This is a genomic window from Mesorhizobium sp. B2-3-2 (assembly GCF_006442295.1).
Classification (GTDB): domain Bacteria; phylum Pseudomonadota; class Alphaproteobacteria; order Rhizobiales; family Rhizobiaceae; genus Mesorhizobium.
On record NZ_VFWA01000001.1, the window covers coordinates 451,352 to 472,236 of the forward strand.

29 protein-coding genes are annotated in these 20,885 nt (G+C 62.4%); 15 read left to right on the forward strand and 14 right to left on the reverse strand.

What is annotated here, in order from left to right; all coding sequences use genetic code 11:
* The first annotated feature begins 27 nt into the window (after nt 1–27).
* From FJ964_RS02205 to aat, 5 genes are all read left to right on the forward strand, one after another.
* Nucleotides 28–831, forward strand: a complete 804-nt coding sequence (locus tag FJ964_RS02205; RefSeq protein ID WP_140548742.1) for a DsbA family protein — start codon at nt 28–30, stop codon at nt 829–831.
* A gap of 145 nt (nt 832–976) precedes the next feature.
* A complete protein-coding gene (gene aroQ / locus FJ964_RS02210) occupies nt 977–1,411 on the forward strand; it encodes a type II 3-dehydroquinate dehydratase (protein WP_140548744.1) in 435 nt (144 codons plus the stop codon).
* A gap of 26 nt (nt 1,412–1,437) precedes the next feature.
* Nucleotides 1,438–1,899: an acetyl-CoA carboxylase biotin carboxyl carrier protein gene (accB, locus tag FJ964_RS02215; RefSeq protein WP_140548746.1), complete on the forward strand. Its 462-nt coding sequence runs from the start codon at nt 1,438–1,440 to the stop codon at nt 1,897–1,899.
* A 10-nt stretch (nt 1,900–1,909) separates the two neighbouring features.
* Nucleotides 1,910–3,253, forward strand: coding sequence for an acetyl-CoA carboxylase biotin carboxylase subunit (gene accC / locus FJ964_RS02220; RefSeq protein WP_140548748.1), 1,344 nt, complete (start codon nt 1,910–1,912; stop codon nt 3,251–3,253).
* A gap of 27 nt (nt 3,254–3,280) precedes the next feature.
* Nucleotides 3,281–3,898, forward strand: a complete 618-nt coding sequence (gene aat, locus FJ964_RS02225; protein ID WP_140548750.1) for a leucyl/phenylalanyl-tRNA--protein transferase — start codon at nt 3,281–3,283, stop codon at nt 3,896–3,898.
* Nucleotides 3,899–3,910: 12 nt separating this feature from the next.
* Here aat and FJ964_RS02230 read toward each other — a convergent pair whose 3' ends face one another.
* From FJ964_RS02230 to FJ964_RS02240, 3 genes are all read right to left on the reverse strand, one after another.
* Complete coding sequence (locus FJ964_RS02230; protein WP_140548752.1) at nt 3,911–4,294, reverse strand: hypothetical protein; 384 nt, start codon at nt 4,292–4,294, stop codon at nt 3,911–3,913.
* Nucleotides 4,295–4,367: 73 nt separating this feature from the next.
* Nucleotides 4,368–4,925: a DUF2155 domain-containing protein gene (locus FJ964_RS02235; protein ID WP_181172336.1), complete on the reverse strand. Its 558-nt coding sequence runs from the start codon at nt 4,923–4,925 to the stop codon at nt 4,368–4,370.
* Between the two features lie 116 nt (nt 4,926–5,041).
* Nucleotides 5,042–5,440 carry an NADH:ubiquinone oxidoreductase subunit NDUFA12 gene (locus FJ964_RS02240; protein ID WP_140548754.1) on the reverse strand — a complete coding sequence of 133 codons (399 nt, stop codon included), beginning with the start codon at nt 5,438–5,440 and terminating at the stop codon, nt 5,042–5,044.
* A 234-nt stretch (nt 5,441–5,674) separates the two neighbouring features.
* Here FJ964_RS02240 and panB point away from each other — a divergent pair, with 234 nt between their 5' ends.
* Both panB and panC read left to right on the forward strand, forming a co-directional pair.
* Complete coding sequence (gene panB / locus FJ964_RS02245) at nt 5,675–6,517, forward strand: 3-methyl-2-oxobutanoate hydroxymethyltransferase (protein ID WP_140548756.1); 843 nt, start codon at nt 5,675–5,677, stop codon at nt 6,515–6,517.
* On the forward strand, nt 6,514–7,365 hold the full coding sequence (panC, locus tag FJ964_RS02250; protein WP_140548758.1) for a pantoate--beta-alanine ligase: 852 nt from the start codon (nt 6,514–6,516) through the stop codon (nt 7,363–7,365). The genes panB and panC overlap by 4 nt, the downstream gene beginning before the upstream one ends.
* 58 nt (nt 7,366–7,423) lie before the next feature.
* Here the strand turns inward: panC and FJ964_RS02255 are convergent, their stop codons facing one another.
* Both FJ964_RS02255 and gatB read right to left on the reverse strand, forming a co-directional pair.
* Nucleotides 7,424–7,918, reverse strand: a complete 495-nt coding sequence (locus FJ964_RS02255; protein WP_140548760.1) for a GNAT family N-acetyltransferase — start codon at nt 7,916–7,918, stop codon at nt 7,424–7,426.
* A 3-nt stretch (nt 7,919–7,921) separates the two neighbouring features.
* Nucleotides 7,922–9,421, reverse strand: coding sequence for an Asp-tRNA(Asn)/Glu-tRNA(Gln) amidotransferase subunit GatB (gatB, locus tag FJ964_RS02260; RefSeq protein ID WP_140548762.1), 1,500 nt, complete (start codon nt 9,419–9,421; stop codon nt 7,922–7,924).
* Between the two features lie 279 nt (nt 9,422–9,700).
* Between gatB and FJ964_RS02270 the strand changes: the two genes are divergently transcribed.
* On the forward strand, nt 9,701–9,958 hold the full coding sequence (locus FJ964_RS02270; protein ID WP_140493680.1) for a YjhX family toxin: 258 nt from the start codon (nt 9,701–9,703) through the stop codon (nt 9,956–9,958).
* Between the two features lie 44 nt (nt 9,959–10,002).
* Here the strand turns inward: FJ964_RS02270 and FJ964_RS02275 are convergent, their stop codons facing one another.
* Nucleotides 10,003–10,434 carry a CBS domain-containing protein gene (locus FJ964_RS02275; RefSeq protein WP_140548764.1) on the reverse strand — a complete coding sequence of 144 codons (432 nt, stop codon included), beginning with the start codon at nt 10,432–10,434 and terminating at the stop codon, nt 10,003–10,005.
* A gap of 87 nt (nt 10,435–10,521) precedes the next feature.
* Nucleotides 10,522–11,280: a rhomboid family intramembrane serine protease gene (locus FJ964_RS02280; RefSeq protein ID WP_140548766.1), complete on the reverse strand. Its 759-nt coding sequence runs from the start codon at nt 11,278–11,280 to the stop codon at nt 10,522–10,524.
* Between the two features lie 401 nt (nt 11,281–11,681).
* Here FJ964_RS02280 and FJ964_RS02285 point away from each other — a divergent pair, with 401 nt between their 5' ends.
* The 3 genes from FJ964_RS02285 to FJ964_RS02295 all read left to right on the forward strand — a co-directional run bounded on the left by FJ964_RS02285 (nt 11,682) and on the right by FJ964_RS02295 (nt 13,887).
* A complete protein-coding gene (locus FJ964_RS02285; protein WP_140548768.1) occupies nt 11,682–12,314 on the forward strand; it encodes a PAS domain-containing protein in 633 nt (210 codons plus the stop codon).
* A gap of 119 nt (nt 12,315–12,433) precedes the next feature.
* Complete coding sequence (locus tag FJ964_RS02290; RefSeq protein ID WP_140548770.1) at nt 12,434–13,051, forward strand: PilZ domain-containing protein; 618 nt, start codon at nt 12,434–12,436, stop codon at nt 13,049–13,051.
* A gap of 227 nt (nt 13,052–13,278) precedes the next feature.
* Nucleotides 13,279–13,887, forward strand: coding sequence for a transglutaminase-like cysteine peptidase (locus tag FJ964_RS02295; protein WP_140548772.1), 609 nt, complete (start codon nt 13,279–13,281; stop codon nt 13,885–13,887).
* 191 nt (nt 13,888–14,078) lie between these two features.
* Here the strand turns inward: FJ964_RS02295 and FJ964_RS02300 are convergent, their stop codons facing one another.
* Nucleotides 14,079–14,606 carry a gamma carbonic anhydrase family protein gene (locus tag FJ964_RS02300; RefSeq protein ID WP_140548774.1) on the reverse strand — a complete coding sequence of 176 codons (528 nt, stop codon included), beginning with the start codon at nt 14,604–14,606 and terminating at the stop codon, nt 14,079–14,081.
* 19 nt (nt 14,607–14,625) lie between these two features.
* Nucleotides 14,626–14,970 (reverse strand): hypothetical protein, encoded by a 345-nt coding sequence (locus FJ964_RS02305; protein WP_140548776.1) that lies wholly within the window; start codon nt 14,968–14,970, stop codon nt 14,626–14,628.
* Nucleotides 14,971–15,072: 102 nt separating this feature from the next.
* Between FJ964_RS02305 and FJ964_RS02310 the strand changes: the two genes are divergently transcribed.
* Nucleotides 15,073–15,804 (forward strand): hypothetical protein, encoded by a 732-nt coding sequence (locus FJ964_RS02310; RefSeq protein ID WP_140548778.1) that lies wholly within the window; start codon nt 15,073–15,075, stop codon nt 15,802–15,804.
* Nucleotides 15,805–15,853: 49 nt separating this feature from the next.
* On the opposite strand, the gene FJ964_RS02315 is transcribed toward FJ964_RS02310, so the two are convergent.
* Together FJ964_RS02315 and cysE are read right to left on the reverse strand one after the other, a co-directional pair.
* Complete coding sequence (locus FJ964_RS02315; RefSeq protein WP_019857879.1) at nt 15,854–16,057, reverse strand: DUF3126 family protein; 204 nt, start codon at nt 16,055–16,057, stop codon at nt 15,854–15,856.
* Between the two features lie 148 nt (nt 16,058–16,205).
* Nucleotides 16,206–17,054 carry a serine O-acetyltransferase gene (gene cysE, locus FJ964_RS02320; protein WP_140548780.1) on the reverse strand — a complete coding sequence of 283 codons (849 nt, stop codon included), beginning with the start codon at nt 17,052–17,054 and terminating at the stop codon, nt 16,206–16,208.
* Nucleotides 17,055–17,178: 124 nt separating this feature from the next.
* Here cysE and FJ964_RS02325 point away from each other — a divergent pair, with 124 nt between their 5' ends.
* Nucleotides 17,179–17,784, forward strand: a complete 606-nt coding sequence (locus FJ964_RS02325) for a hypothetical protein (RefSeq protein WP_140548782.1) — start codon at nt 17,179–17,181, stop codon at nt 17,782–17,784.
* Nucleotides 17,785–17,826: 42 nt separating this feature from the next.
* On the opposite strand, the gene FJ964_RS02330 is transcribed toward FJ964_RS02325, so the two are convergent.
* Genes FJ964_RS02330 through FJ964_RS02340 form a run of 3 tightly spaced genes read right to left on the reverse strand, consistent with a single transcriptional unit; the run spans nt 17,827 to nt 19,746 of the window.
* Nucleotides 17,827–18,594, reverse strand: a complete 768-nt coding sequence (locus tag FJ964_RS02330; RefSeq protein ID WP_140548784.1) for an alpha/beta hydrolase — start codon at nt 18,592–18,594, stop codon at nt 17,827–17,829.
* Between the two features lie 20 nt (nt 18,595–18,614).
* Nucleotides 18,615–19,178, reverse strand: coding sequence for a DUF192 domain-containing protein (locus FJ964_RS02335; RefSeq protein ID WP_140548786.1), 564 nt, complete (start codon nt 19,176–19,178; stop codon nt 18,615–18,617).
* A 22-nt stretch (nt 19,179–19,200) separates the two neighbouring features.
* Nucleotides 19,201–19,746 (reverse strand): cold-shock protein, encoded by a 546-nt coding sequence (locus tag FJ964_RS02340; protein WP_181165163.1) that lies wholly within the window; start codon nt 19,744–19,746, stop codon nt 19,201–19,203.
* Nucleotides 19,747–20,014: 268 nt separating this feature from the next.
* Between FJ964_RS02340 and gloA the strand changes: the two genes are divergently transcribed.
* Together gloA and FJ964_RS02350 are read left to right on the forward strand one after the other, a co-directional pair.
* Nucleotides 20,015–20,455 (forward strand): lactoylglutathione lyase, encoded by a 441-nt coding sequence (gene gloA / locus FJ964_RS02345; protein ID WP_140548788.1) that lies wholly within the window; start codon nt 20,015–20,017, stop codon nt 20,453–20,455.
* 129 nt (nt 20,456–20,584) lie between these two features.
* The gene (locus FJ964_RS02350) at nt 20,585–20,878 is read left to right on the forward strand and encodes a DUF2218 domain-containing protein (protein WP_140522099.1); all 294 of its coding nucleotides are present in this window, start codon (nt 20,585–20,587) and stop codon (nt 20,876–20,878) included.
* Nucleotides 20,879–20,885 lie beyond the last annotated feature (7 nt).

Here is a 20,885-nt window from a genome sequence, read left to right on the forward strand (position 1 = left end):
ACCGGAAAACAGGCAAAGGAACGAACGATGAAAAAGGCACTGTTGCTGGGCACCACGGGAGTTGCGATAGCCCTTGCCATGCTGGCGTTCGGTTTCGTGGCCGGCAGCCCGCAAACCGCGGAAGCCGGTGCGGCGCAACCGCTTCAGACGGCAGCGGCCGATACCAAGATCGACCGCACCGAGGTCGAAGGCATCATCCGCGATTATCTCCTGAAGAATCCGGAAGTGCTGCTGGAAGTCCAGGATGCGCTCGAGGCCAAGCAGAAGGAAGAGCAGCGCATCGCCCATCTCGGCGTCATCAAGGGCGCCAAGGAGCAGATCTTCAACTCCTCCTTCGACGGCGTGGTCGGAAACCCGAACGGCAAGGTCACGATCGTCGAGTTCTACGACTACAATTGCGGCTTCTGCAAACGCGCCATCGAAGACATGCAGGCGCTGACCAAGGCCGATCCGGACCTGCGTTTCGTGCTCAAGGAGTTCCCGATCCTCGGGCCGGATTCGCAGAAGGCCAGCGTCGTCTCGATGGCCTTCCACCTGATGATGCCGCAGAAGTACGGCGAGTTCCACAATGCGCTGCTCGGCGGCCAGGGACGCGCCACCGAGGCGGCGGCGATCAAGGTCGCGCTTTCGCTCGGCGCCGACGAAGCGACGCTGCGTGAAAAGATGAAGGACCCGTCCATCACCGAAGCCTTCTCCAAGACCTACGATCTCGCCAACAAGCTGGCGATCACCGGAACGCCGTCCTATGTCGTCGGCAACGAGGTCGTGTTCGGGGCGCTCGGACAGGAAGTCCTGGCGGAGAAGATCGAGGCGGCGAAAGCCGCGCTTTGATCGGCCGCGGGTTTTCTTCACGGGCGCATTTCCGCCTGTTGTGGACAGTGAAAGAACGCACTTGCGCTCTTTCCGCGGGCGTCTATGCCCATTATAGAGGGCCCAGCGCCGGTTTGACGCCGGTGCCGGAAAAGGTCGGCATTTTTTGAAAACGGTTTTCGTCCTGAACGGTCCCAATCTCAACGCGCTCGGCAAGCGCGAGCCTGGCATCTATGGCGGCAAGACGCTTGCCGCCATCGCGGACGACTGCAGAGAGGCGGGCACGGCGCTCGGGCTCGAAATCGATTTCCGCCAGTCGAACCACGAGGGCGACCTCGTCGACTGGATCCAGGAAGCCGGCGACAAGGCCGCCGGCATCGTCATCAATCCCGGCGCCTATAGCCACACCTCGATCGCGATCCACGACGCCATCCGTTCCGTGGCGCCCCTGCCGGTCGCCGAGGTTCATCTTTCCAACATCCATGCGCGGGAATCATTCCGCCACGTCTCCATGGTCGCGCCGGTCGCTGTCGGCATGATCTGTGGCTTTGGGCCGCTCGGCTACACGCTGGCGCTGCAGGCGCTGGCCGCACGCCTATGACCGGCCAACAAACAGAAGGCTCGAAAATGTCGATAAAGAAGACCGGTGTTGACCAGCAGCTGATCCGCGACCTGGCGGGCATACTGAACGACACCAATCTCACCGAGATCGAAGTCGAGCTGGGTGACCTGAAGGTGCGCGTATCGCGGCAGGCACCGGCGGTTCACGCGATAGCCGCGCCGCAGCCGGCCTTCGCGCCGGCGCCGGCGGCCCAACCTGCCACCGCAGCCCTTCCGGCCGCCGCCGACGTGTCCAAAAACGCCGTAGCCTCCCCCATGGTCGGTACCGCCTACCTGGCGCCCTCGCCGGACGCCAAGCCGTTCATCGAGATCGGCCAGAACGTCAAGGAAGGGCAGACGTTGCTGATCATCGAAGCGATGAAGACGATGAACCAGATCCCCTCGCCGCGCGCCGGCACGGTGACGGCGATCCTGTTCGAGGACGCACAGCCGGTCGAATACGGCATGCCGCTCGTCGTGATCGAGTAGAGCGGCCCTAATGTTCCAGAAGATTCTCATCGCCAATCGCGGCGAAATCGCGCTTCGGGTGCTGCGTGCCTGCAAGGAGCTCGGCATCCAGACGGTGGTGGTGCACTCGACCGCCGACGCCGACGCCATGCATGTTCGGCTCGCCGATGAGAGCGTATGCATCGGGCCACCGCCATCGCGCGACAGCTACCTCAATATCCACCAGATCGTCGCCGCCTGCGAGATCACCGGCGCCGACGCCGTGCATCCCGGCTACGGTTTCCTGTCGGAGAACGCCAAGTTTTCCGACATATTGGCCGCGCATAACATTACCTTTATCGGTCCGACCGGCGACCATATCCGCATCATGGGCGACAAGATCGAAGCCAAGCGCACCGCCAAGCGCCTCGGGATTCCAGTGGTTCCCGGCTCCGACGGTGCGGTGACCGAGGAAAAGGAGGCCAAGCGCATCGCCGCAGAGATCGGCTATCCCGTGATCATCAAGGCATCGGCCGGCGGCGGCGGACGCGGCATGAAAGTGGCGCATACCGAGGCCGACCTCGAAGTCGCCTTGCAGACGGCCCGCTCGGAAGCGGGCGCGGCCTTCGGCGATGACGCCGTCTACATTGAAAAGTACCTGCAAAAGCCGCGCCATATCGAGGTGCAAGTGTTCGGCGACGGCTTTGGCCGGGGCGTGCATTTCGGCGAGCGCGACTGCTCCTTGCAGCGCCGCCACCAGAAAGTCTGGGAAGAGGCCAACTCACCCGCCCTCAACGCCGAGGAACGCTCGCGCATCGGCGATATCTGCGCCAAGGCCATCGCCGACCTCGGCTATTCCGGCGCAGGCACGATCGAGTTCCTCTACGAGAATGGCGAGTTCTATTTCATCGAGATGAACACGCGCCTGCAGGTCGAGCATCCGGTGACGGAGGCTATCACCGGCATCGATCTGGTGCATGAGCAGATCCGTGTCGCCTCGGGCGGTGGTCTTTCGGTCAAGCAGGAAGACATCCGCTTCCAGGGCCATGCCATCGAGTGCCGCATCAATGCAGAGGATCCGCGCACCTTCACGCCCTCGCCCGGCACGATCACCCATTTCCACACGCCAGGCGGTCTTGGCATCCGCGTCGATTCCGGCGTCTATTCCGGATACAAGATCCCGCCCTATTACGACAGCCTGATCGGCAAGCTGATCGTGCACGGGCGCAACCGCGTCGAATGCATGATGCGGCTGCGCCGGGCGCTGGACGAATTCGTCGTCGACGGAATCAAGACGACGTTGCCGCTGTTTCGCGACCTCGTCGGCAACGCCGACATCGCCAATGGCGACTATGACATCCACTGGCTGGAAAAATATCTGGCCAAAGGCGAATAGCCCCCGACTTGCCGCTATAATGAAGCGATGACTCGCCCTTACGCGCCAGGCTATCGTATCCCGACCGACCTTCTGCTCAAGGCCTACGCCTCGGGCGTCTTCCCGATGGCCGAAAGTGCCGCCGACCCGGAAGTGTTCTGGGTGCGCCCGGAGACGCGCGGCATCATCCCGCTCGACCGCTTCCACACGCCGAAAAGTCTGAAGAAGGCGCTTCGACGAAACCTCTTCGACATCCGTTTCGACTTCGATTTCGAGGCGACGATCGATGGCTGCGCCGAAAGGCGCGAGGAGCGCCGTTCCACCTGGATCAACGCGCCGATCCGCGAGGCCTATGTGCAGTTGCATCGCATCGGCCATTGCCATTCTGTCGAGGCCTGGTGCGAGGAGCGGCTGGTCGGCGGCCTCTACGGTGTCTCGCTGGGGCGGGTGTTCTTCGGCGAAAGCATGTTTTCCCGGGAAACGGACGCTTCGAAGATCTGCCTGGTGCATCTCGTCGAACGCCTGCAGGCGCGCGGTTTCGCGCTGCTTGACACGCAGTTCACCACCGAACACCTCAAGCGCTTCGGCGCAATCGACGTGCCGCGCGGTAAATACGAGAAGATGCTGGCCGACGCGCTCAAGGGTGAAGCGGTATTTTTCCCCTGATGATCCAGCCCGTCAGCGGACCTTCGTTTCCAGCGGAGCCTGCGAATGGAACATCATCTTCCAGCCGTTGACGCGATGGACATAGCCGGTGCTGACCAGCGCCGCGTAGGCTTCGCCATTGTCCCTCACGGCATGCGCCTCATAGGCCAGGATGACGATGTCGCTGCCCGGTTCGACCACGCCCTTGAGATCGATCTCGAGATCACGCCATCGCTTGGGATCGGCGGCGGTTTCGGCGAGATCGGCATTGCTCATAGTCTGGGCCATCCGCGGAAATGCCACAAGGCACTCGGTGTCGGCATTGGCCGCGAAAAATGCCGAATCGCCTGTCCAGAAGCCCTTTTCGAGCTCAAGCAGTTCCTTGATGCTGGCGGTGATCCGCTTTCTGGCAGACATCGGAAAATCCTCCCGGCGCGCATCATATGGCCGTCAGGGCCCAACGCGTTGCCGCCAGCGCGGTTCCGAAGGATCAGTTGGTGCTGGTCGTAGGCGGTTCCGTGGCTTCCGGTTCGGCCGCAGCCGGAGCGGCCGTGGCATTCGGCTGGGCCGTATCGGGCTTGGCGGCATCGGTCTTGGCCGCATCGGGCGCTGGCACATCCGACTTCTGCTTGCAGGCCTTCAGCCAGACGTCATAGACGGCATGCTCGACGGCATTAAGACCGGGGCTTTCGGCAAACATCCAGCCGGTGAAGATGCGGCGGATCTTGCGGTCAAGCGTGATCTCGTCGACTTCGACAAAGGAATCGGTCTTCGGCTCCTCGTTCTGCGGCCGGGAGTAGCAGACGCGCGGCGTCACCTGCAAAGCACCGAACTGCACCGTCTCGTCGATATAGACGTCGAAGGTGATGATGCGGCCGGTGATCTTGTCGATGCCGGCGAATTCGGCGACCGGGTTGGTGATTCGATCCGACCCCGGCGCCGGCGCGGGTGCGGCCGACTCTGGCGAAGCGGCAAGTGCCACGGTGCTAACGGTGAGCCCGGCGGCTACCATCAGTGCGCCCATCGATGTCAGGCTGGAAATGCTCATGCAGGGATACCGGTGGTTAGCGCCCGGGTGATTCTCTCTATCACAAAGGCTAGTCGCCGTTTTTTGATCAGCAAGCAGCTAAACACCAATTGTGGCGATAAAGGACCGACGCCCGCTTACGATCCGGGCGTCCAGGCGTCGTAGTCGCCGGTGACCTGCGGACGGTGCTGGTTGGTCAGCACCGAGCCCTTCGGACGATAGGCCGAGGGCGAGCCGGTCAGGTTCGGTTGATGCGGCTTCTGCCAGTCGCGCGGCTTGTAGTCGTCGCTCGGCGGCGCGACGTCGACGCGGTGATGGATCCAGCCGTGCCAGCCGGGCGGGATAGAAGAAGCCTCGGAATAATCGCGATAGATGACCCAGCGGCGCGTGCGTCCTTCGGAATCGACACCGCCTTCGTAGTAGACGTTGCCCACCTCGTCCTGCCCGACCTTCCTGCCGTAGCGCCAGGTGTGCAGGCGCGTGCCAAGCGTCTGGCCGTTCCACCAGGTGAAAAACTGCGTAAGGAAAGTCTTCATCTTCAAAACCCTCGCGCCCGTGGCGCCCGTTTCCTGCTTATGGCGTCAGCCCTTCGGGAAGGCAAGGGTCTTGCCGCCTGCAGGGCGCAAATGGCGCGCCGGTAAGGCGACACAAGCCTGTGATGCATTGGCCCGCGCCGTATGGTGCTTGCCAAGCACCCTCAGCCTTTCTAAAGCTCTGCGCGCCCGCCCCGTGTGGGTATCCGGCCGACAATTGGCCGAAGGAGGTGACGATTGGCCACGGAATCGCCGACCGCCGACATTCGCACCGGCGCCGACGCCATTCGCCGCCGCAAGCATGGCGTGCCGATCGTCTGTCTCACCGCCTATACCTACCCCATCGCCCGCCTGCTTGATGAGCATATCGACCTGCTCCTGGTCGGCGACAGCGTTGCGATGGTCCTGCATGGCCACAAAACGACGCTGGGCGCCTCGCTGGAGATGATGATCGCGCATGGGCAAGCGGTGATGCGCGGCTCCGCCAAGGCTTGCGTTGTCGTCGACATGCCGGCCGGCAGCTATGAAGATTCGGCGGCCCAAGCGGCTGCCTCGGCGCGGCGTATTGTTGGCGATACCGGCTGCCAGGCAGTGAAACTCGAGGGCGGCGTCGGCATGGCCCGGCAGATCGCCGCGGTCGTCGATGCCGGCATCCCGGTCATGGGCCATATCGGCCTGTTGCCGCAATCCGTCGAGAAGGATGGCGGCTACAGGATCAAGGGCCGGACCGACGAGAATGCGGCAGCGCTGTTTGCCGATGCGCGCGCCGTCGAAGAAGCGGGCGCCTTTTCAGTGGTCATCGAGGGCACGGTCGAGGCGGTCGCGGCCGAAATCACCCGCCGCATCGCCATCCCGACCATCGGCATCGGCGCGAGCGGCGTTTGCGACGGCCAGATCCTGGTCATAGACGACATGGTCGGGCTCACCGTCGACCGCGTGCCAAAATTCGTCAAGGAGTACGCCGATTTGCGCAGCGTGGTCTCGCATGCGGCCGCACGTTACGCCAGCGAGGTACGAGACCGGACATTCCCCGGCCCCGAAAATGTCTTTTCGGCCACCTTGGGCAAGGACAACAGATGAGCCGGCCCCTCGTCGTCGACACGGTCGCCGGCCTTCGCGCGCGGATCCGCGACTGGCGGCGCGACGGCCTTCGCGTCGCCATGGTGCCGACAATGGGCGCCTTGCACGAAGGGCACCTGTCGCTGGTCAGGATCGCGCTCGAACGAGCCGAGCGCTGCGTCGTCTCGATCTTCGTCAACCCGACGCAGTTCGCGCCGAGCGAGGATCTCGACAAATATCCACGTCAACTCGCCCGCGATCTCGATCAACTGGCTTTGGCCGGAGCCGATCTTGCCTACACGCCTGGGGTTGGTGAGATGTATCCTGCCGGCTTTGCCACCAAAATCTCGGTCGGCGGTCCCTCCGCCGGGCTCGAATCGGATTTTCGACCGACTTTTTTCGACGGCGTCGCCACCGTCGTGGCGAAGCTGTTCCTGCAGGCGTCGCCCGACGTCGCGGTCTTTGGCGAAAAGGATTATCAGCAGTTGTGCGTCGTCAGGCAGCTCTGCCGCGACCTCGACCTGCCCGTCGAGATCATCGGCGCGCCGACGATCCGCGACGCGCATGGCCTCGCCATGTCATCGCGTAACGCCTATCTCGGCGAGGCCGAACTCCAGATCGCCCGCCGGCTCAACGTGGTCCTGCACAAGGCAGCCGCGGCGCTGGCGGCCGGCGCCGACCAGAACGGCGCGACAGGCGAAGCCAGCCGCGCCCTGCTTTCGGCCGGTTTCCAGAAGGTCGATTATGTCGAAGCTCGCGAGAGCCGGACGCTGGGGCCGTGGCGCCGCGGACAGGAGGGCCGCCTGCTCGCCGCCGCCTGGCTCGCCAAGACCAGGTTGATCGACAATGTGGATGTTTCCGCCAGTTAGGCCGCGGCTCGATCGCTGAATTCGACCCGCCGGATTGCGCACCCGAAAAGGTCCGCCGCTATGCGGCAAGTGGCCTTTCATAAACGAGCGCCGGGATTGCGGATTGGGCCGAACCGCAATTGTCGGTGCGGCCGGTCCGGACGAAGCCGTTCGCCTGGTAGAAGGCAATTGCGCGCGTGTTCTTCTCTTCCACTTCCAGCCGGATGGCGCGGGCCTCAGGGAAGCTTTCGATGATCTCGTCGAGAAGCATGCCGCCGATGCCCCGGCCCTGCAGGCCGGGCTGCACGTAAAGCTGCTTCAGCATGATCAAGCCGCCGCCATCGACCGCCTCGGCAAATGCCATGCCGCCAATGCGCTGGCCATCATCGGCGACGAGGAACTCGCTGTTCGGCTTCGCCAGCCGCGCCGTGAGCGAGGCGATCGAATGCCACTCATCGGTGATCTCGGTCACCCGTTCGGCGCCGTAGATGGCGTCATAGGTCGCATGCCAAGTCTCGACCAGCAGCGCCCGGATGGCGGCGAGGTCGCGATCTCCGGCGGTGCGCACGAACATAGTCTACTCGATGCCCAGCTTGGCCTTGACCAGGTCATTGACGGCCTGCGGGTTGGCCTTGCCGCCGGTCGCCTTCATCACCTGGCCGACGAACCAGCCGGCCATGGTCGGCTTGGCGCGCGCCTGCTCGACCTTGTCCGGGTTGGCCGCGATCACCTCGTCCACCGCCTTTTCGATAGCGGCGGTGTCGGTAACCTGTTTCATGCCGCGGCTCTCAACCAGTTGGCGCGGGTCGCCGCCCTCGTTCCAGACGATCTCGAACAGGTCCTTGGCAATCTTGCCGGAGATGGTGCCATCCTTGATCAGATCGATGATGGCGCCGAGCTGGTCTGGCGAAACCGGAGCGTTTTCAATGTCCTTGCCAGCTTTGTTCAATTGTCCGAGCAGGTCGTTGATGACCCAATTGGCGGCGAGCTTGCCGTCGCGGCCAGCGGCCACCTTCTCGAAATAGTCGGCGATCGGCTTTTCCGACACCAGGATCGAGGCATCGTAAGTCGACAGGCCGAGCGAGGAGATCAACCGCGCCTTCTTGTCATCAGGCAGTTCCGGCAACTCCTTGGCCAGCGCTTCGACATAGGCCTGGTCGAACTCCAGCGGCAACAAGTCGGGATCTGGAAAATAGCGGTAGTCGTGCGCCTCTTCCTTGGTGCGCATCGACCGGGTCTCGCCCTTGACGGCGTCGAACAGCCGCGTTTCCTGGTCGATCGTGCCGCCATCCTCGATGATGGCGATCTGCCGGCGCGCCTCGAAATCGATCGCCTGGCCGATGAAGCGGATCGAATTGACGTTCTTGATCTCGCAGCGCGTACCGAATTCGCCGCCCGGACGGCGCACCGAAACGTTGACGTCGGCTCGCATGGAGCCTTCGTCCATATTGCCGTCGCAGGTGCCGAGATAACGCACGATGGTGCGCAGCTTGGTGACATAGGCCTTGGCTTCGTCAGCCGAACGCATGTCCGGTTTCGACACGATTTCCATCAGCGCCACGCCGGAGCGGTTGAGATCGACATAGGACATGGTCGGATGCTGGTCGTGCATCGACTTGCCGGCGTCCTGCTCCAGATGCAGGCGCTCGATGCCGACCTCGATGTCCTCGAACTCGCCCTGGCGATCGGGACCGACGGAGACGATCACCGTGCCCTCGCCGACGATCGGCTGCTTGAACTGCGATATCTGGTAGCCCTGCGGCAAGTCCGGGTAGAAGTAGTTCTTCCGGTCGAAGACAGACTTGTGGTTGATCTGCGCCTTCAGCCCGAGGCCGGTACGGATCGCCTGCTTGACGCATTCCTCGTTGATGACGGGCAGCATGCCGGGCATTGCCGCATCGACCAGGCTGACATTGGCGTTAGGGGCGGCACCGAACGACGTCGAAGCGCCGGAAAACAGTTTTGCTTCCGATGTCACCTGCGCATGGACCTCGAGCCCGATGATGATTTCCCAGTCACCGGTGGCGCCGGGGATCAGGCGTTTCGCGTCGGGCGTGCGGGTATCGATGATGCTCATGGTGGCCTGCGTAGTAGAACGATGGGAACGTGCGTTTTGCACATCCTGATTTGCAACTTCGCTAGTGCAAAGCGCATCGCGAGACAAGCGTAAAGCCGCCCGCTGGCCTTTTCCGCCGTTTTCGCCTATAGCCCATCCATCCCAATGGAGAGTGGATGTCCACTTACGCTCAGTCCCGGTAAGGCCCTGACCTCGTAGCGAGGCAGGGCAGAAAACCTGAAACCCCGTGCCGCGAAGCTTCGCGGCGGCGGCTTTTGTTGTTTTCCCGGAAACTCTCCCATGGATATTTCGCGTATTGAACAACGCGTTCTGCACCTGCTCGCGCAGGGCGGACGCATCGAGATCGAAAAGAGCGAGAAGAAACGGATCGCCTCCGTCAAATGCCTGACCCGCGACGGCTGGCACTACCCCGGCGTCGACCTCGACCTGTTTCGGAAGCTGAAACGGAAGAAGGCGGTTTCGTCGTCGGACGGCGGCCCCTACCGCATCACGCGGCGCGGGCTCCAACTCGTCCGCTCCGAACTCGACAACAGGTAGCTATCGCCCGCCGGCCGTTTGCGCGGCCGGCGGTTGCTCACCGCTCAGGCGGTAGCGATATAGGCGCGGATTTCCTCAGCCTCGCGCTCGACGTCCTCGATACGACGCTTGACCACGTCGCCGATCGATACGATGCCATCGAGCAAGCCATCCTTTTCCACCGGGAGGTGGCGGAAGCGCCCCCTGGTCATGATCTCCATCACCTCGTTGACGGTGTGGTTCTCATTGCAGATTTTCACCTTCGGCGTCATCGCCGAGCGCACCGCGATGTCTAGCGCAGCGGCTCCTTCTTTGGCGATCACCCGCACGATGTCACGCTCAGAGAGGATGCCGACGATCTTGCGATCGCCATTGGTGATGACCAGTGCGCCGATCCTGTGTTCGGTGAGAATGCGAATGGCTTCGCTCAGTTTTTCGTTCGGCCCGAGCGTCAACACGTCGTGACCTTTTTGCTCGAGAATGGCCTTAACCGTCATGGCGTCCTCCTCTACTTTGCCAACCGGTTCCTGCCCTGACCGGCTTTCACGTAAGAGTGAACATCGTGCGCCGCGATCGGTTGCATTTCAAGTGCGGTGGTCGGTCGTCTCCCAGTCGAGCGGCTGCCAATTTCTGTCGAACCAGCGCAAGCCGAGGAAGCCGGCGACAAAGCCGCCAATATGAGCCTCCCAGGCGATCTGGCTGTCGACGCCGGGGGCGAAGCCGACAAGGCCGGTGACAAGGTTGATCACCATCCAAACGGCAAGGAAGATCATCACGCCACGTGAGCGCAGCACCATTGCTATCGGCAGTACGGGGCCGGCGAATGCGGCTTTGCCCGCCGAACGATCCGTACGGAAGCCAAAGCGTGCCGCCGCTCCCATCATGCCCGATATCGCACCGGAAGCGCCGACCAGCGGCGCTTCGCCATATGGATGCATGGCCCAGAAAAGCGCCACTGAAGCCAGTCCCGTCGCGGCGAAGAACAACGCGAACCAGAAGGCTCCGAGCCGATTGGCCAGCGGCGAGCCAAAGGCAGCGAGCCAGACCATGTTGATGGCGATATGGGCAAATCCACCATGCATGAAGGCATAGGTGAAGGGCCGCGTGAACAGGAACCAGTCGAAGCCGTATTGGCCGGTGTAGAGGACAGGGATGAAGGCTCCGTCGTAAAGCAGTGTCATTTGCTGAGCATCACTCAGCACGTATTGCTGCAACAGGTAGATGGCCACGCAAATGGCGATCACCGCCAGCACGATCGGCGGCAGGTTGAAGACCGGCTCGCGACGCGGCTCGGGCTCGCGATCCGCCTGTTCCATTTCCGGTGGGCTTACAGGTTCACTCATGCGCACTAGCACTCGGTCCAGGATTCGTTGTTGCGAGCATCTAGACCACTGCTCGCCGGACCACAAAGGGCGAATCGCCGAGCGCGAATCAAAAGTGCCGAATCAAAAGAAAGCCGTCCAAGGTTTCCCTTGAACGGCTGTCGAGTCCCCTGTTCCCCCGAACTCTTGACTGAAGTGCTGCCGATCGTCGCGAAACGACCGCTTCTGGAGTGGTTTTTGTGTGCCACGCGGCTCGCCTGGGTGCAACGTAAACCACTTGTTAACCTTAACGGCCCCGACCCGTGAACAAGTGTTAACGACGCTGGCACGCTTCCTGCTCCGCAACGCATGTAGGTCATCGGAAGGCGCCCTTCTGTTCACCGATGGGACATCAGACGACAGAATGCGCGGAGCTGCTTAGCATGAACCAGAACGGATCGATCACGCTGTTCCAGTATTGGAACCGCTTGCGTGATGGACGCCCTGCTCCGAAGCGCTCGGAAGTAGAGCCGGCCGACATCAAGTCGCTGCTGGCCGACACGTTCATCCTGGAAAGGGACACGCGTGGGCAAGCTGTGTTCCGGCTGGCCGGCACAAGGCTCTGCGCCTCCTACGGCCGCGAACTCAAGGGGTTCTCCTTCCCTTCGCTGTGGCGCGAGAAGGACCAGCGGCTGGTTTCGAAGCTGATCCATGGCGTGTTCGACCAGAAATCCGTCGTGCTGATCATGTTCGAGGGCTTCAGCCGCAACGGCCGTTCCAACAAGTTCGAACTGCTTGCCTTGCCGCTGGACGGCGGCGTCGAAAACCCGCGTTGCCTCGGCGTGATCAGCGCTGTGGAGAAGCCGTTCTGGCTGGGCGCCGACCCGATCACGGACGCGTTGATCGATTCGATCCGTGTCATCGATCCGGAAAAAGAGCTGCTGGCGAGCCGCCCGGCTATCGACGTTCCCTCGCTTGTTCCCGCCGAACTGGAGGCGCCCGAAACCATCTCCGCGCTCGGCCGCGCGCGCCGCATTCGCCACCTCGTCGTCTTCGATGGCGGGCGCGAGGAATAGTTGACGATCCTACAGCCCCGCCGGCCCGTTTTTCCCCTTTGTTAACCCGCTTTGCTGTAGTTCTGGGATGAAGTCCCTGGCATCGGCGCGCGGGGATGCCAAACGGGGTGTAGGCAGTCATGAGGTCAGCGGCGGTCGACTATGCGCCGTCCCAAGCTGAGAGACGTAACTTTCAGCGCGTCCGGGTCAAGATATACGGGCGCTTCATGCTGGAAGACCGCACCGAACATCCTTGCCAGGTCGTCGATATGTCGCCGGGTAACGTCGCGCTTCGCACGGACCGCATCGGCATGCCCGGCGAAAAGGTCATCGCCTATATCGACCATATCGGCCGCATAGAAGGCGTCGTCACCCGCACCTTGCAGGACGGTTTCGCAATGACGGTGATTGCGTCGGACCGCAAGAAGGACAAGCTCGCCGCGCAATTGACGTGGCTCGCCAACAAGCACGAGCTCGATCTGCCGGAAGACCGCCGCCACGAGCGCGTCGCCCCCCGCAACCCGACCAGCATCCTGCAGCTCACCGACGGGCGTCAGTACCAGTGCCGCATCATCGACCTGTCGCTCTCCGGCGCGGCGATCGAGATCGACGTCAAGCCGGCGATCGGCGTCCAGGTCATGCTCGGCACCATGCGCGGACAGATCGTGCGTCATTTCGAGGATGGCGTCGCCATCGAATTCGCCGTCATCCAGCGGCCTGAGACGCTCGATTCGGAATTCAACACGCCGCGCGCCTGAAGGCGCAACAGCGTCCAAATCAAAACCGGCCCTCGCGGCCGGTTTTTGTATTTCACGACAGCGCAATTCGAGGCACTTCAGTCCCCGAAACGTAAAACGATTGACCGTTCAAAAGTTTCAAATTTGATACTTATTCTAGGGACGTTTTACTCAATATCTACTGCGCGCCTTTGCGTCGAATAAATCCACCTGTGGCAATGTCTCCTTCGAACGGGGAGACAAGAACAATGAAGAAAACGAGGGGCAAGCTGTTGCTGATGGCAATGGCGATGCAGCTTTCCGCTTGGGGATCAGCATATGCCGCGGGACCGGCCTATATGCACACCGGCGGCCGCACCACACAGCCTGTCGGCCACTATGAATTCTGCCAGCGCATACCGGGCGAGTGCAGCGAGCGGACACCCAAGGGGGCGCCGGTCGAATTGACCCGCAAGCTGTGGGCGACGATCGTCAGCATCAACAATTCGGTCAACACCCGCATCAAACCGCGCACCGACATGGAAAACAACGGCGTCGAGGAATATTGGGCCTATCCCGACAATGGCTATGGCGATTGCGAGGACTACGCGCTGGAAAAGCGCCGCGAGCTGATGGACGCCGGCGTTTCGGCCGGCAACCTGTTGATGACGGTCGCGCGCCAGCCGAACGGTGACGGCCATGCGGTGCTGACCGTGCGCACCAGCCTCGGCGAGTTCATCCTCGACAATCTGGAAACCAAGGTCCTGTCCTGGACGGACACCGACTACACCTACCTCAAGCGACAGTCGGATACCAACTCCGGCGTATGGGTGACGATCAACGACGGCCGCGCCGACGCGGTCGCCAGCGTCCGCTGAAGGCGTCGATCCATGGCGACCAACGCGCAGCTTTGGGGGACCGGCACGCGTGAACCAGAGACCAGGCGCTACGCATCAACGCGATGCGCCTAAGGAGAAACCCGGTCGAGTCCCCACCCTCCCCGTCCCAACGACCGGGTCTAAGGAGCCGGCCCCGTCCCCGGGCCGGCTCCGCCATTTCTGGCGGAGGCCTAGACCTTCTTCAACCCCGCCTTGAACCGCTTGCCGTTGGCGACATAGTGCGCGGCCGAGGCTCGCAGCCTCGCGATCGCCGCCTCGTCGAGCACCCTGATCGCCTTGGCCGGCGAGCCGACGATCAGCGAATTGTCAGGGAATTCCTTGCCTTCGGTGACCAGCGCGCCGGCGCCGACCAGCGAGTTTTTGCCGATCCTGGCGCCGTTGAGCACGATTGCGCCCATGCCGATCAGGCTGTTGTCGCCAATGGTGCAGCCATGCAGCATGGCCCGGTGTCCAATCGTGCAGCCTTCGCCAATGGTCAGCGGGAAGCCTGGATCGGTGTGCATGACCGTGTGCTCCTGCACGTTGGTGTCGGCGCCGATCACGACAGGTTCATTGTCGCCGCGAATGACGACGCCGAACCAGAAGCCGGCATTGCGGCCGATGCTGATATCGCCGATCAGGGTCGCATCGGACGCGATCCAGTTTGAATCCGCATCCGCGAAGCTTGGTTCTGTGCCATCGATCGCATAAAGCGGCATTTCCGGTCTCCGATTCGTCTCAAGCCTGGAAGCCGAACGACCCTAGGTTGGCAGCCCCCCAACATGCAATGGCGACGAGGACGATGCCGAGCGCCAGCATCCAGGCCACCGCCGTGCAGCCGCAGGAGACCAGCGCCACAGACGAAATGCGACCCTCGCGGCGGGCGTCCAAGGCATCGTTGAGCAGCATGAACGGCCCGGCGCACGCCGTGGCGGCGAGCGAACGCAGTACGTGCGCGGAGGACACATAAGGCTCGGTGAACGCGACCTTGCGCCCGGCAACCAACTCCATCGCCGATCCAACCAGCCCGCAAGCCGTCAACCCGACAAGAAAAGCGAACGCAGTTAGCTCAACCGGGCCCATCTTTACCTTCCGTTTACCATGAAATCGCACAGTCGCCGAAAGGACTGCAAGAGCCGTGCCGTGCGATGCGTGCCGTCACGGGACAGGAATCCGGGGACAGAGATGAAGCAGGCAGCGATCGCCGAAGACCTCGAATTCACCGTGGTCGATTCCACGCTGATGAAGCGGGTGTTCTACGCCTTCGCGGCACTCGCCCTGCTGTCGGTCGCAATCAGCCTTGGCGGCAAATGGGCCGGCCATTCGATCGCCATGGCCGGCTACACGGATGATGCGACGATGCGCAAGGTGGTGATCGGCAACAATGTCATCGCCGTGCCGGCCAATTTCATCCGTTTCGAGCAGGCGCGGCGCGACGGCATCGCCTCGCGGCTCGACCTCTATCTGCGCTACCCCCAGATGGATGGCTACAGCGAAGCTGCCCGCGGCGATTTCAATCACACGGGGCCAGCCAAAAGCATCGTCTTCCTGTCCTTCGAACAGCAGATGATGTCTCGCGACATGAGCGGACGTTTCGGGCCGATCTACAGCGCGCTGATCGTGCAGCCCGGCACTGCAGGCCCGGGCGGCACGACGATTTACGGTTTCAACGCGAAATCAGGTTACCTCAACGAGGTGCTCGTTGTCGGCAATCGGCCCGGCAAGGACCCGTTCGTGGCCCGCTGCCTGAGTGGGCCGGCAGCCGAACAATCGCTGGCGCCTTGCGAGCGCGACATCCATGTCGGCGAGGATCTCAGCCTCACCTATCGCTTCCCGAAAGAATTTCTGGGGGATTGGCAGGCGCTTGATTCGGCAATCACCGCCGAGGCCGGGCGTGTCCTGAAGGCGGGACATTGACGGGAAGGCCGGCCGTGTTTGCGTCCGGCGTCGCCACGGGATGGTGGGATCAGCCCAGATCGATGTCGAGGATCGCCATCGAGAAATTATAGTCGCCGTCATCCTCGTCCTTGAAGACGATGCCGAGGAATTCGTCGCCGACGTAGACTTCGGCCGAATCCTCTTTGCGCGGCCGTGCCTTGACCTCAAGCTTGGGATTCTGGAAGACGCGCTTGAAATAGGCGTCCAGCTTTCTGATTTCGTCAGGCTTCAACAGTCTTCTCCGATCATCGGCTTGCTCGTTTGAACGGCGCTTCTGACACGTCGACGATGGCGATGTAAAGGCAAGCTCGCCGTATTGCACGGCAATCGGATCCGTCGGCGCGAGCAGTGCGAAACTCCGCGACGCCCCGCGGTGAAAATCAGATGTCGAAGCTGACGACCTGGTCCATCGTCTGCGACGGCAGAAGCTGGTCCATCTGGCGCGACGGCTGGTCACAACCGGTCTCGCCGACGACGCGAGCCGGCACGCCTGCGACCGTCTTGTTGTGCGGCACCGGCGAAAGCACAACCGAACCGGCGGCGATCTTGGAGCAATGGCCGATTTCGATGTTGCCGAGAATCTTGGCGCCGGCGCCGATCAGCACGCCACGACGGATCTTGGGGTGACGGTCGCCGCCGGCCTTGCCGGTGCCGCCGAGCGTGACACCGTGCAGGATCGACACGTCGTCCTCGATGACCGCTGTCTCGCCGACGACCAGACCGGTGGCGTGGTCGATGAATATGCCCTTGCCGATGCGGGCCGCCGGATTGATATCGGTCTGGAAGACCGAAGACGAACGGCTTTGCAGATAGAGCGCGAAATCCTTGCGCCCCTGGTTCCACAGCCAATGCGCCAGCCTGTGGGTCTGGATGGCGTGAAATCCCTTGAAGTAGAGCACCGGCATGATGAAGCGGTCGCAGGCCGGGTCGCGGTCGTAATAGGCCTGGATATCGACACGCACGGTGGTCGGCCAATCCTTGTCGTCGGCCAGCATCGACTTGAAGGTCTGGCGGATGAGATCAGAGCCTATGTCCTGGTGCGCCAACCGCTCGGCCAGCCGGTGGATGACCGCCTCCTCCAGGCTCTCCTGATTGAGGATGGTCGAATAGAGGAAGGCGGCGAGCAGCGGGTCGCGATTGACCGCGCCCATCGCTTCGTCACGGATCGAGCGCCAGATCGGATCGACCGGCTGCAACGCGCTGTGTCGGGAAATGCTGATGCTGTTCATCGACGTCGTCCTGCCGCCTTGCCTAATATCGGGCCGCACATATAAGCCAGATCATAGCACGATTGAACTCAATTTTCCTTAGTGCTTTGTCAAATGGATTTGGTTCGCGGGAATTCAAGCCGCCATGGAAAATGAACGCTTGCTCGACAATGCCCTCAAACGCGAGCTTTCCGCCCTCTATGAGGGAGAGGACCGCCATTACCACAACCTTGCCCATATCGAGGCGATGCTGGCGCTCGCCGGCCAATACCGGGAGCTGCTCGGCGATCCCGAAGCCGTCGAGGCGGCGATCTGGTTCCACGACGCCGTTTACGACAGCCGTGCCAAGGACAATGAGGCGCAAAGCGCGGCGCTCGCGGAGAAAAAACTCGCGGACCGCCTCGACGCCGAGCGCCTCGGCCGCATCAGCGCCATGATCCTTGCCACCGCAACACACCAGCTGCCGGACTTCGAAGACACGGCCGCGGTGCGTGACGTCGCTCTTTTCCTGGACATGGACCTGTCGATCCTGGGCGCAGCGCCGGATGCATTCGACGCCTATGAGCGCGCGATCCGCGCCGAATATCAATGGGTGGAGGAGCCGATGTGGCGGGCCGGGCGCGGCGCGGTGCTGAACAGCTTCCTGACACGCCCGCACATCTTCCACAGCGAGGAGTTCCGCCGGCGCTTCGAGCGGCAGGCCAGGCTGAATCTCACCCGGTCGCTCGAAGCGCTGCAAAAACCGGCGTGATATCGGGCTTGTGCCTCAGGTTTTATCGGGCTCTTGCGCCGGTCAAAGCGGATTTTCGGCGTAGAATTCCAGCACACGCCGCTTGAAGGTCTTGTCGCCGACAGCCAGCATGTGGTCGCGGCCCTCGATGTGGAAAGCCCTGGCATTGGGCATCAGCGCGGCAAGCTCGTCGGGCGAGCCGCCAATGTCGTCCGTGGTGCCGACGGCGATCAGCGTCGGCTGGGCGATCCGGGCAATGTCGTCCTCACTCAGCAACTCGCGGGAGGTGGCGATGCAGGCCGCGAGCGCCCGACGGTCGCTGCGGGTCTGGTCGGCGAAGGCGCGAAACGAACGGCCGCGGGGATGGGTGGTCTGGGCCGGATCGTCGGCAAGAAGGGCTGCAGCGATCGGATCCCAATCGCCGACGCCGTCGATCATGCCGATGCCGAGACCGCCGAAAACCAGCGTCGCCACCTTGTCGGGATCCGACAGCGCCAGGAATGCCGCTATCCTCGCGCCCATCGAATAGCCCATGACATGGGCGCGCCCGATGCCGAGATGATCGAGCAAGGCAGCCGCGTCCGAGGCCATCCGGGCCGGGGTGTAGTCTGCCTCTTCATAGCTTTTCGATGACGAGCCGTGGCCGCGATTGTCCAGCGCAATGGCGCGGTAGCCGGCATCGTTCAGCGTCTTGAACCAACCGGGCGAAACCCAGTTGACGTAGTGGCTGGAGGCAAAGCCATGGATCATCAGCGCAGGATCTCCCCGGCCCGATCCCGGCTGGCGATCGAGGAAGGCGATATCGAACCCGTCATGGGAAAAAAACTGCATCGGCTATACTGCCCGCGTCCTCAACCGCCACCGCCGTTCGGCGCATCGCCATTGTCCGATGGAGGCATGCCGGGGCCCGATACGGTGCCAACGGCCGGATGGCGCACGAGGTCGCCATAGTCGATACCGTTCCTCGCGGCTGTGCCCGCCTTGAGCTCAAGCACGAAGCGCACCGGCACGCCAGGCGAAATCAGGGCCTGGGATTGCGGCTCACCGTGCTTGACCGCCCGGATCTTGCCATCCTGGCCGATAAAAATCAGGTCAAGCGGCATCGGCGTGTTCTGCATCCAGAAATTGACCTGCTGCTGCATATCGAAGACGAACAACATGCCGTGATCGTCCGCCATATCCTGGCGATACATCAAGCCAGCCTCGCGTTCAGCGTCGGTGTCGGCGATTTCGATGGAAAAGGAGCGATCCCCGTCTTTCGTCGCCACGACCAGCGGCGTCGGGTCGACCGGCAGGATCATCACCCGGCTGTCGGCCGCCGTCGGTGTGGGCGAATAGAAATAGGCGCCCGCGGCGACGATGACGGCAGCCAGGACGCACATTGCGCCCGCCGTCAGCCAGTTCCTATGTGTCATGCGAAAATCCTCGGCAACCGCCCTAATGCGCGACCGGCAAGGTTCCCATATCGGGGTGGATTTCGGCAGCCATAAGGCCTTTGTCGCCACGCCCGAAGCGGACAAGCACGACCTGCCCCGGCCGAAGCTCGGTGATGCCGTAGCGACGCAAGGTCTCCATATGGACGAAGATGTCCTCAGTGCCCTCGCCCCGGGTCAGGAAACCAAACCCCTTGGTGCGGTTGAACCACTTCACCAAGGCACGTTCCAGCCCGCTTTCGGGTGTCACCGAGACATGGGTGCGCTGTTCCTGCATTTCGGCGGGATGGACCGCTGTGGTGACATCCATCGAGAGAACGCGAAAAGCCTGCAATCCGCGCTCGCCCTGCTTGACGAGACAGACAACGCGCGCTCCCTCCAGAGCAGTCTGGAAACCATCCCGTCTAAGGCATGTCACATGGAGGAGGATGTCGCCTGAAACGCCGTCATCCGGGAGGATGAAGCCATAGCCCTTGGCTACATCGAACCACTTGATGGCGCCGGATATTTCGGTCAGATCGACGGCATCGCCGCCTTCGTCGCGCTTCATGGCGTCGCCAAGGGTTTCGGACCGCCCCGTCAAAGAGGCCTTTTCCCCCATAAGAATGCCCCCTTTTTTCAAGAACACCGCAACTGATTCTTGACACCAGATTAACACTGCGGCTTCCGGTGTGTGCAAGACCTGACGTGCCTTTTTTCACGGTTCATTATGCGAATACCGGATTTGTTCTTTGGCGGCGCCGGCGGCCGCCTGGGATTTGCCCTTTGGACGGCCCGCCCCTATGTTGCGCCGCAACCCAACAAGTCGAGGAAATCACATGCGCTATCTGCACACCATGGTCCGCGTCGCCGACATCGATGCTTCGCTCGATTTCTACTGCAACAAGCTCGGCCTGAAGGAAGTGCGCCGCTACGAGAACGAGCAGGGCCGCTATACGCTGATCTTCCTGGCCGCGCCGGAAGACGAGCAAAGCGGCATCGACGAGAAAGCACCACTGGTCGAGCTCACCTACAATTGGGACCCGGAAGACTACAAGGGCGGCCGCAATTTCGGCCACCTCGCCTATGAGGTCGACGACATCTACGCCACTTGCCAGCGGCTGATGGACAGCGGCGTCACCATCAACCGGCCGCCGCGCGACGGCAACATGGCTTTCGTCAGGTCGCCTGACGGAATCTCGATCGAACTTCTGCAGAAAGGTCCGGCGAAGACAAAGGCCGAACCATGGGCGTCGATGCCGAACACCGGAAGCTGGTGATCGATCACCTTTTCGAGCGGTCGGCAGCCGGCCTATGAAGGCGGGCGAGGTTGCGCCTATCTATGCGGCGATAGCGCCCGCCTCGAAAGCGGGCGCCGTTTCGTGCGTTTCACCCTCGGAGATCCCTTCATGACGATCAGCCATGCCGATGTCACCACCGCACATGCAAGCCGTTATCTGCAGCAATTGTGCAAACATTGGGCCCACAAATTCCCCGTGGAATTCGATCCCAATCATGGCGCCATCGACCTTTCGCTCGGCCGCACCATCATGGATGCCGATGGAGCTGCGCTGCACATCACCGTATCGAGCGACGACCCCGGCTCCATCGAGCGCCTCGAAAGCGTCGTCGCCGACCACATCAAACGCTTTGCGTTTCGCGAGGAGCTGACGTTCGACTGGAAACGCGCCGAGGCGGCATAGGCCCTTC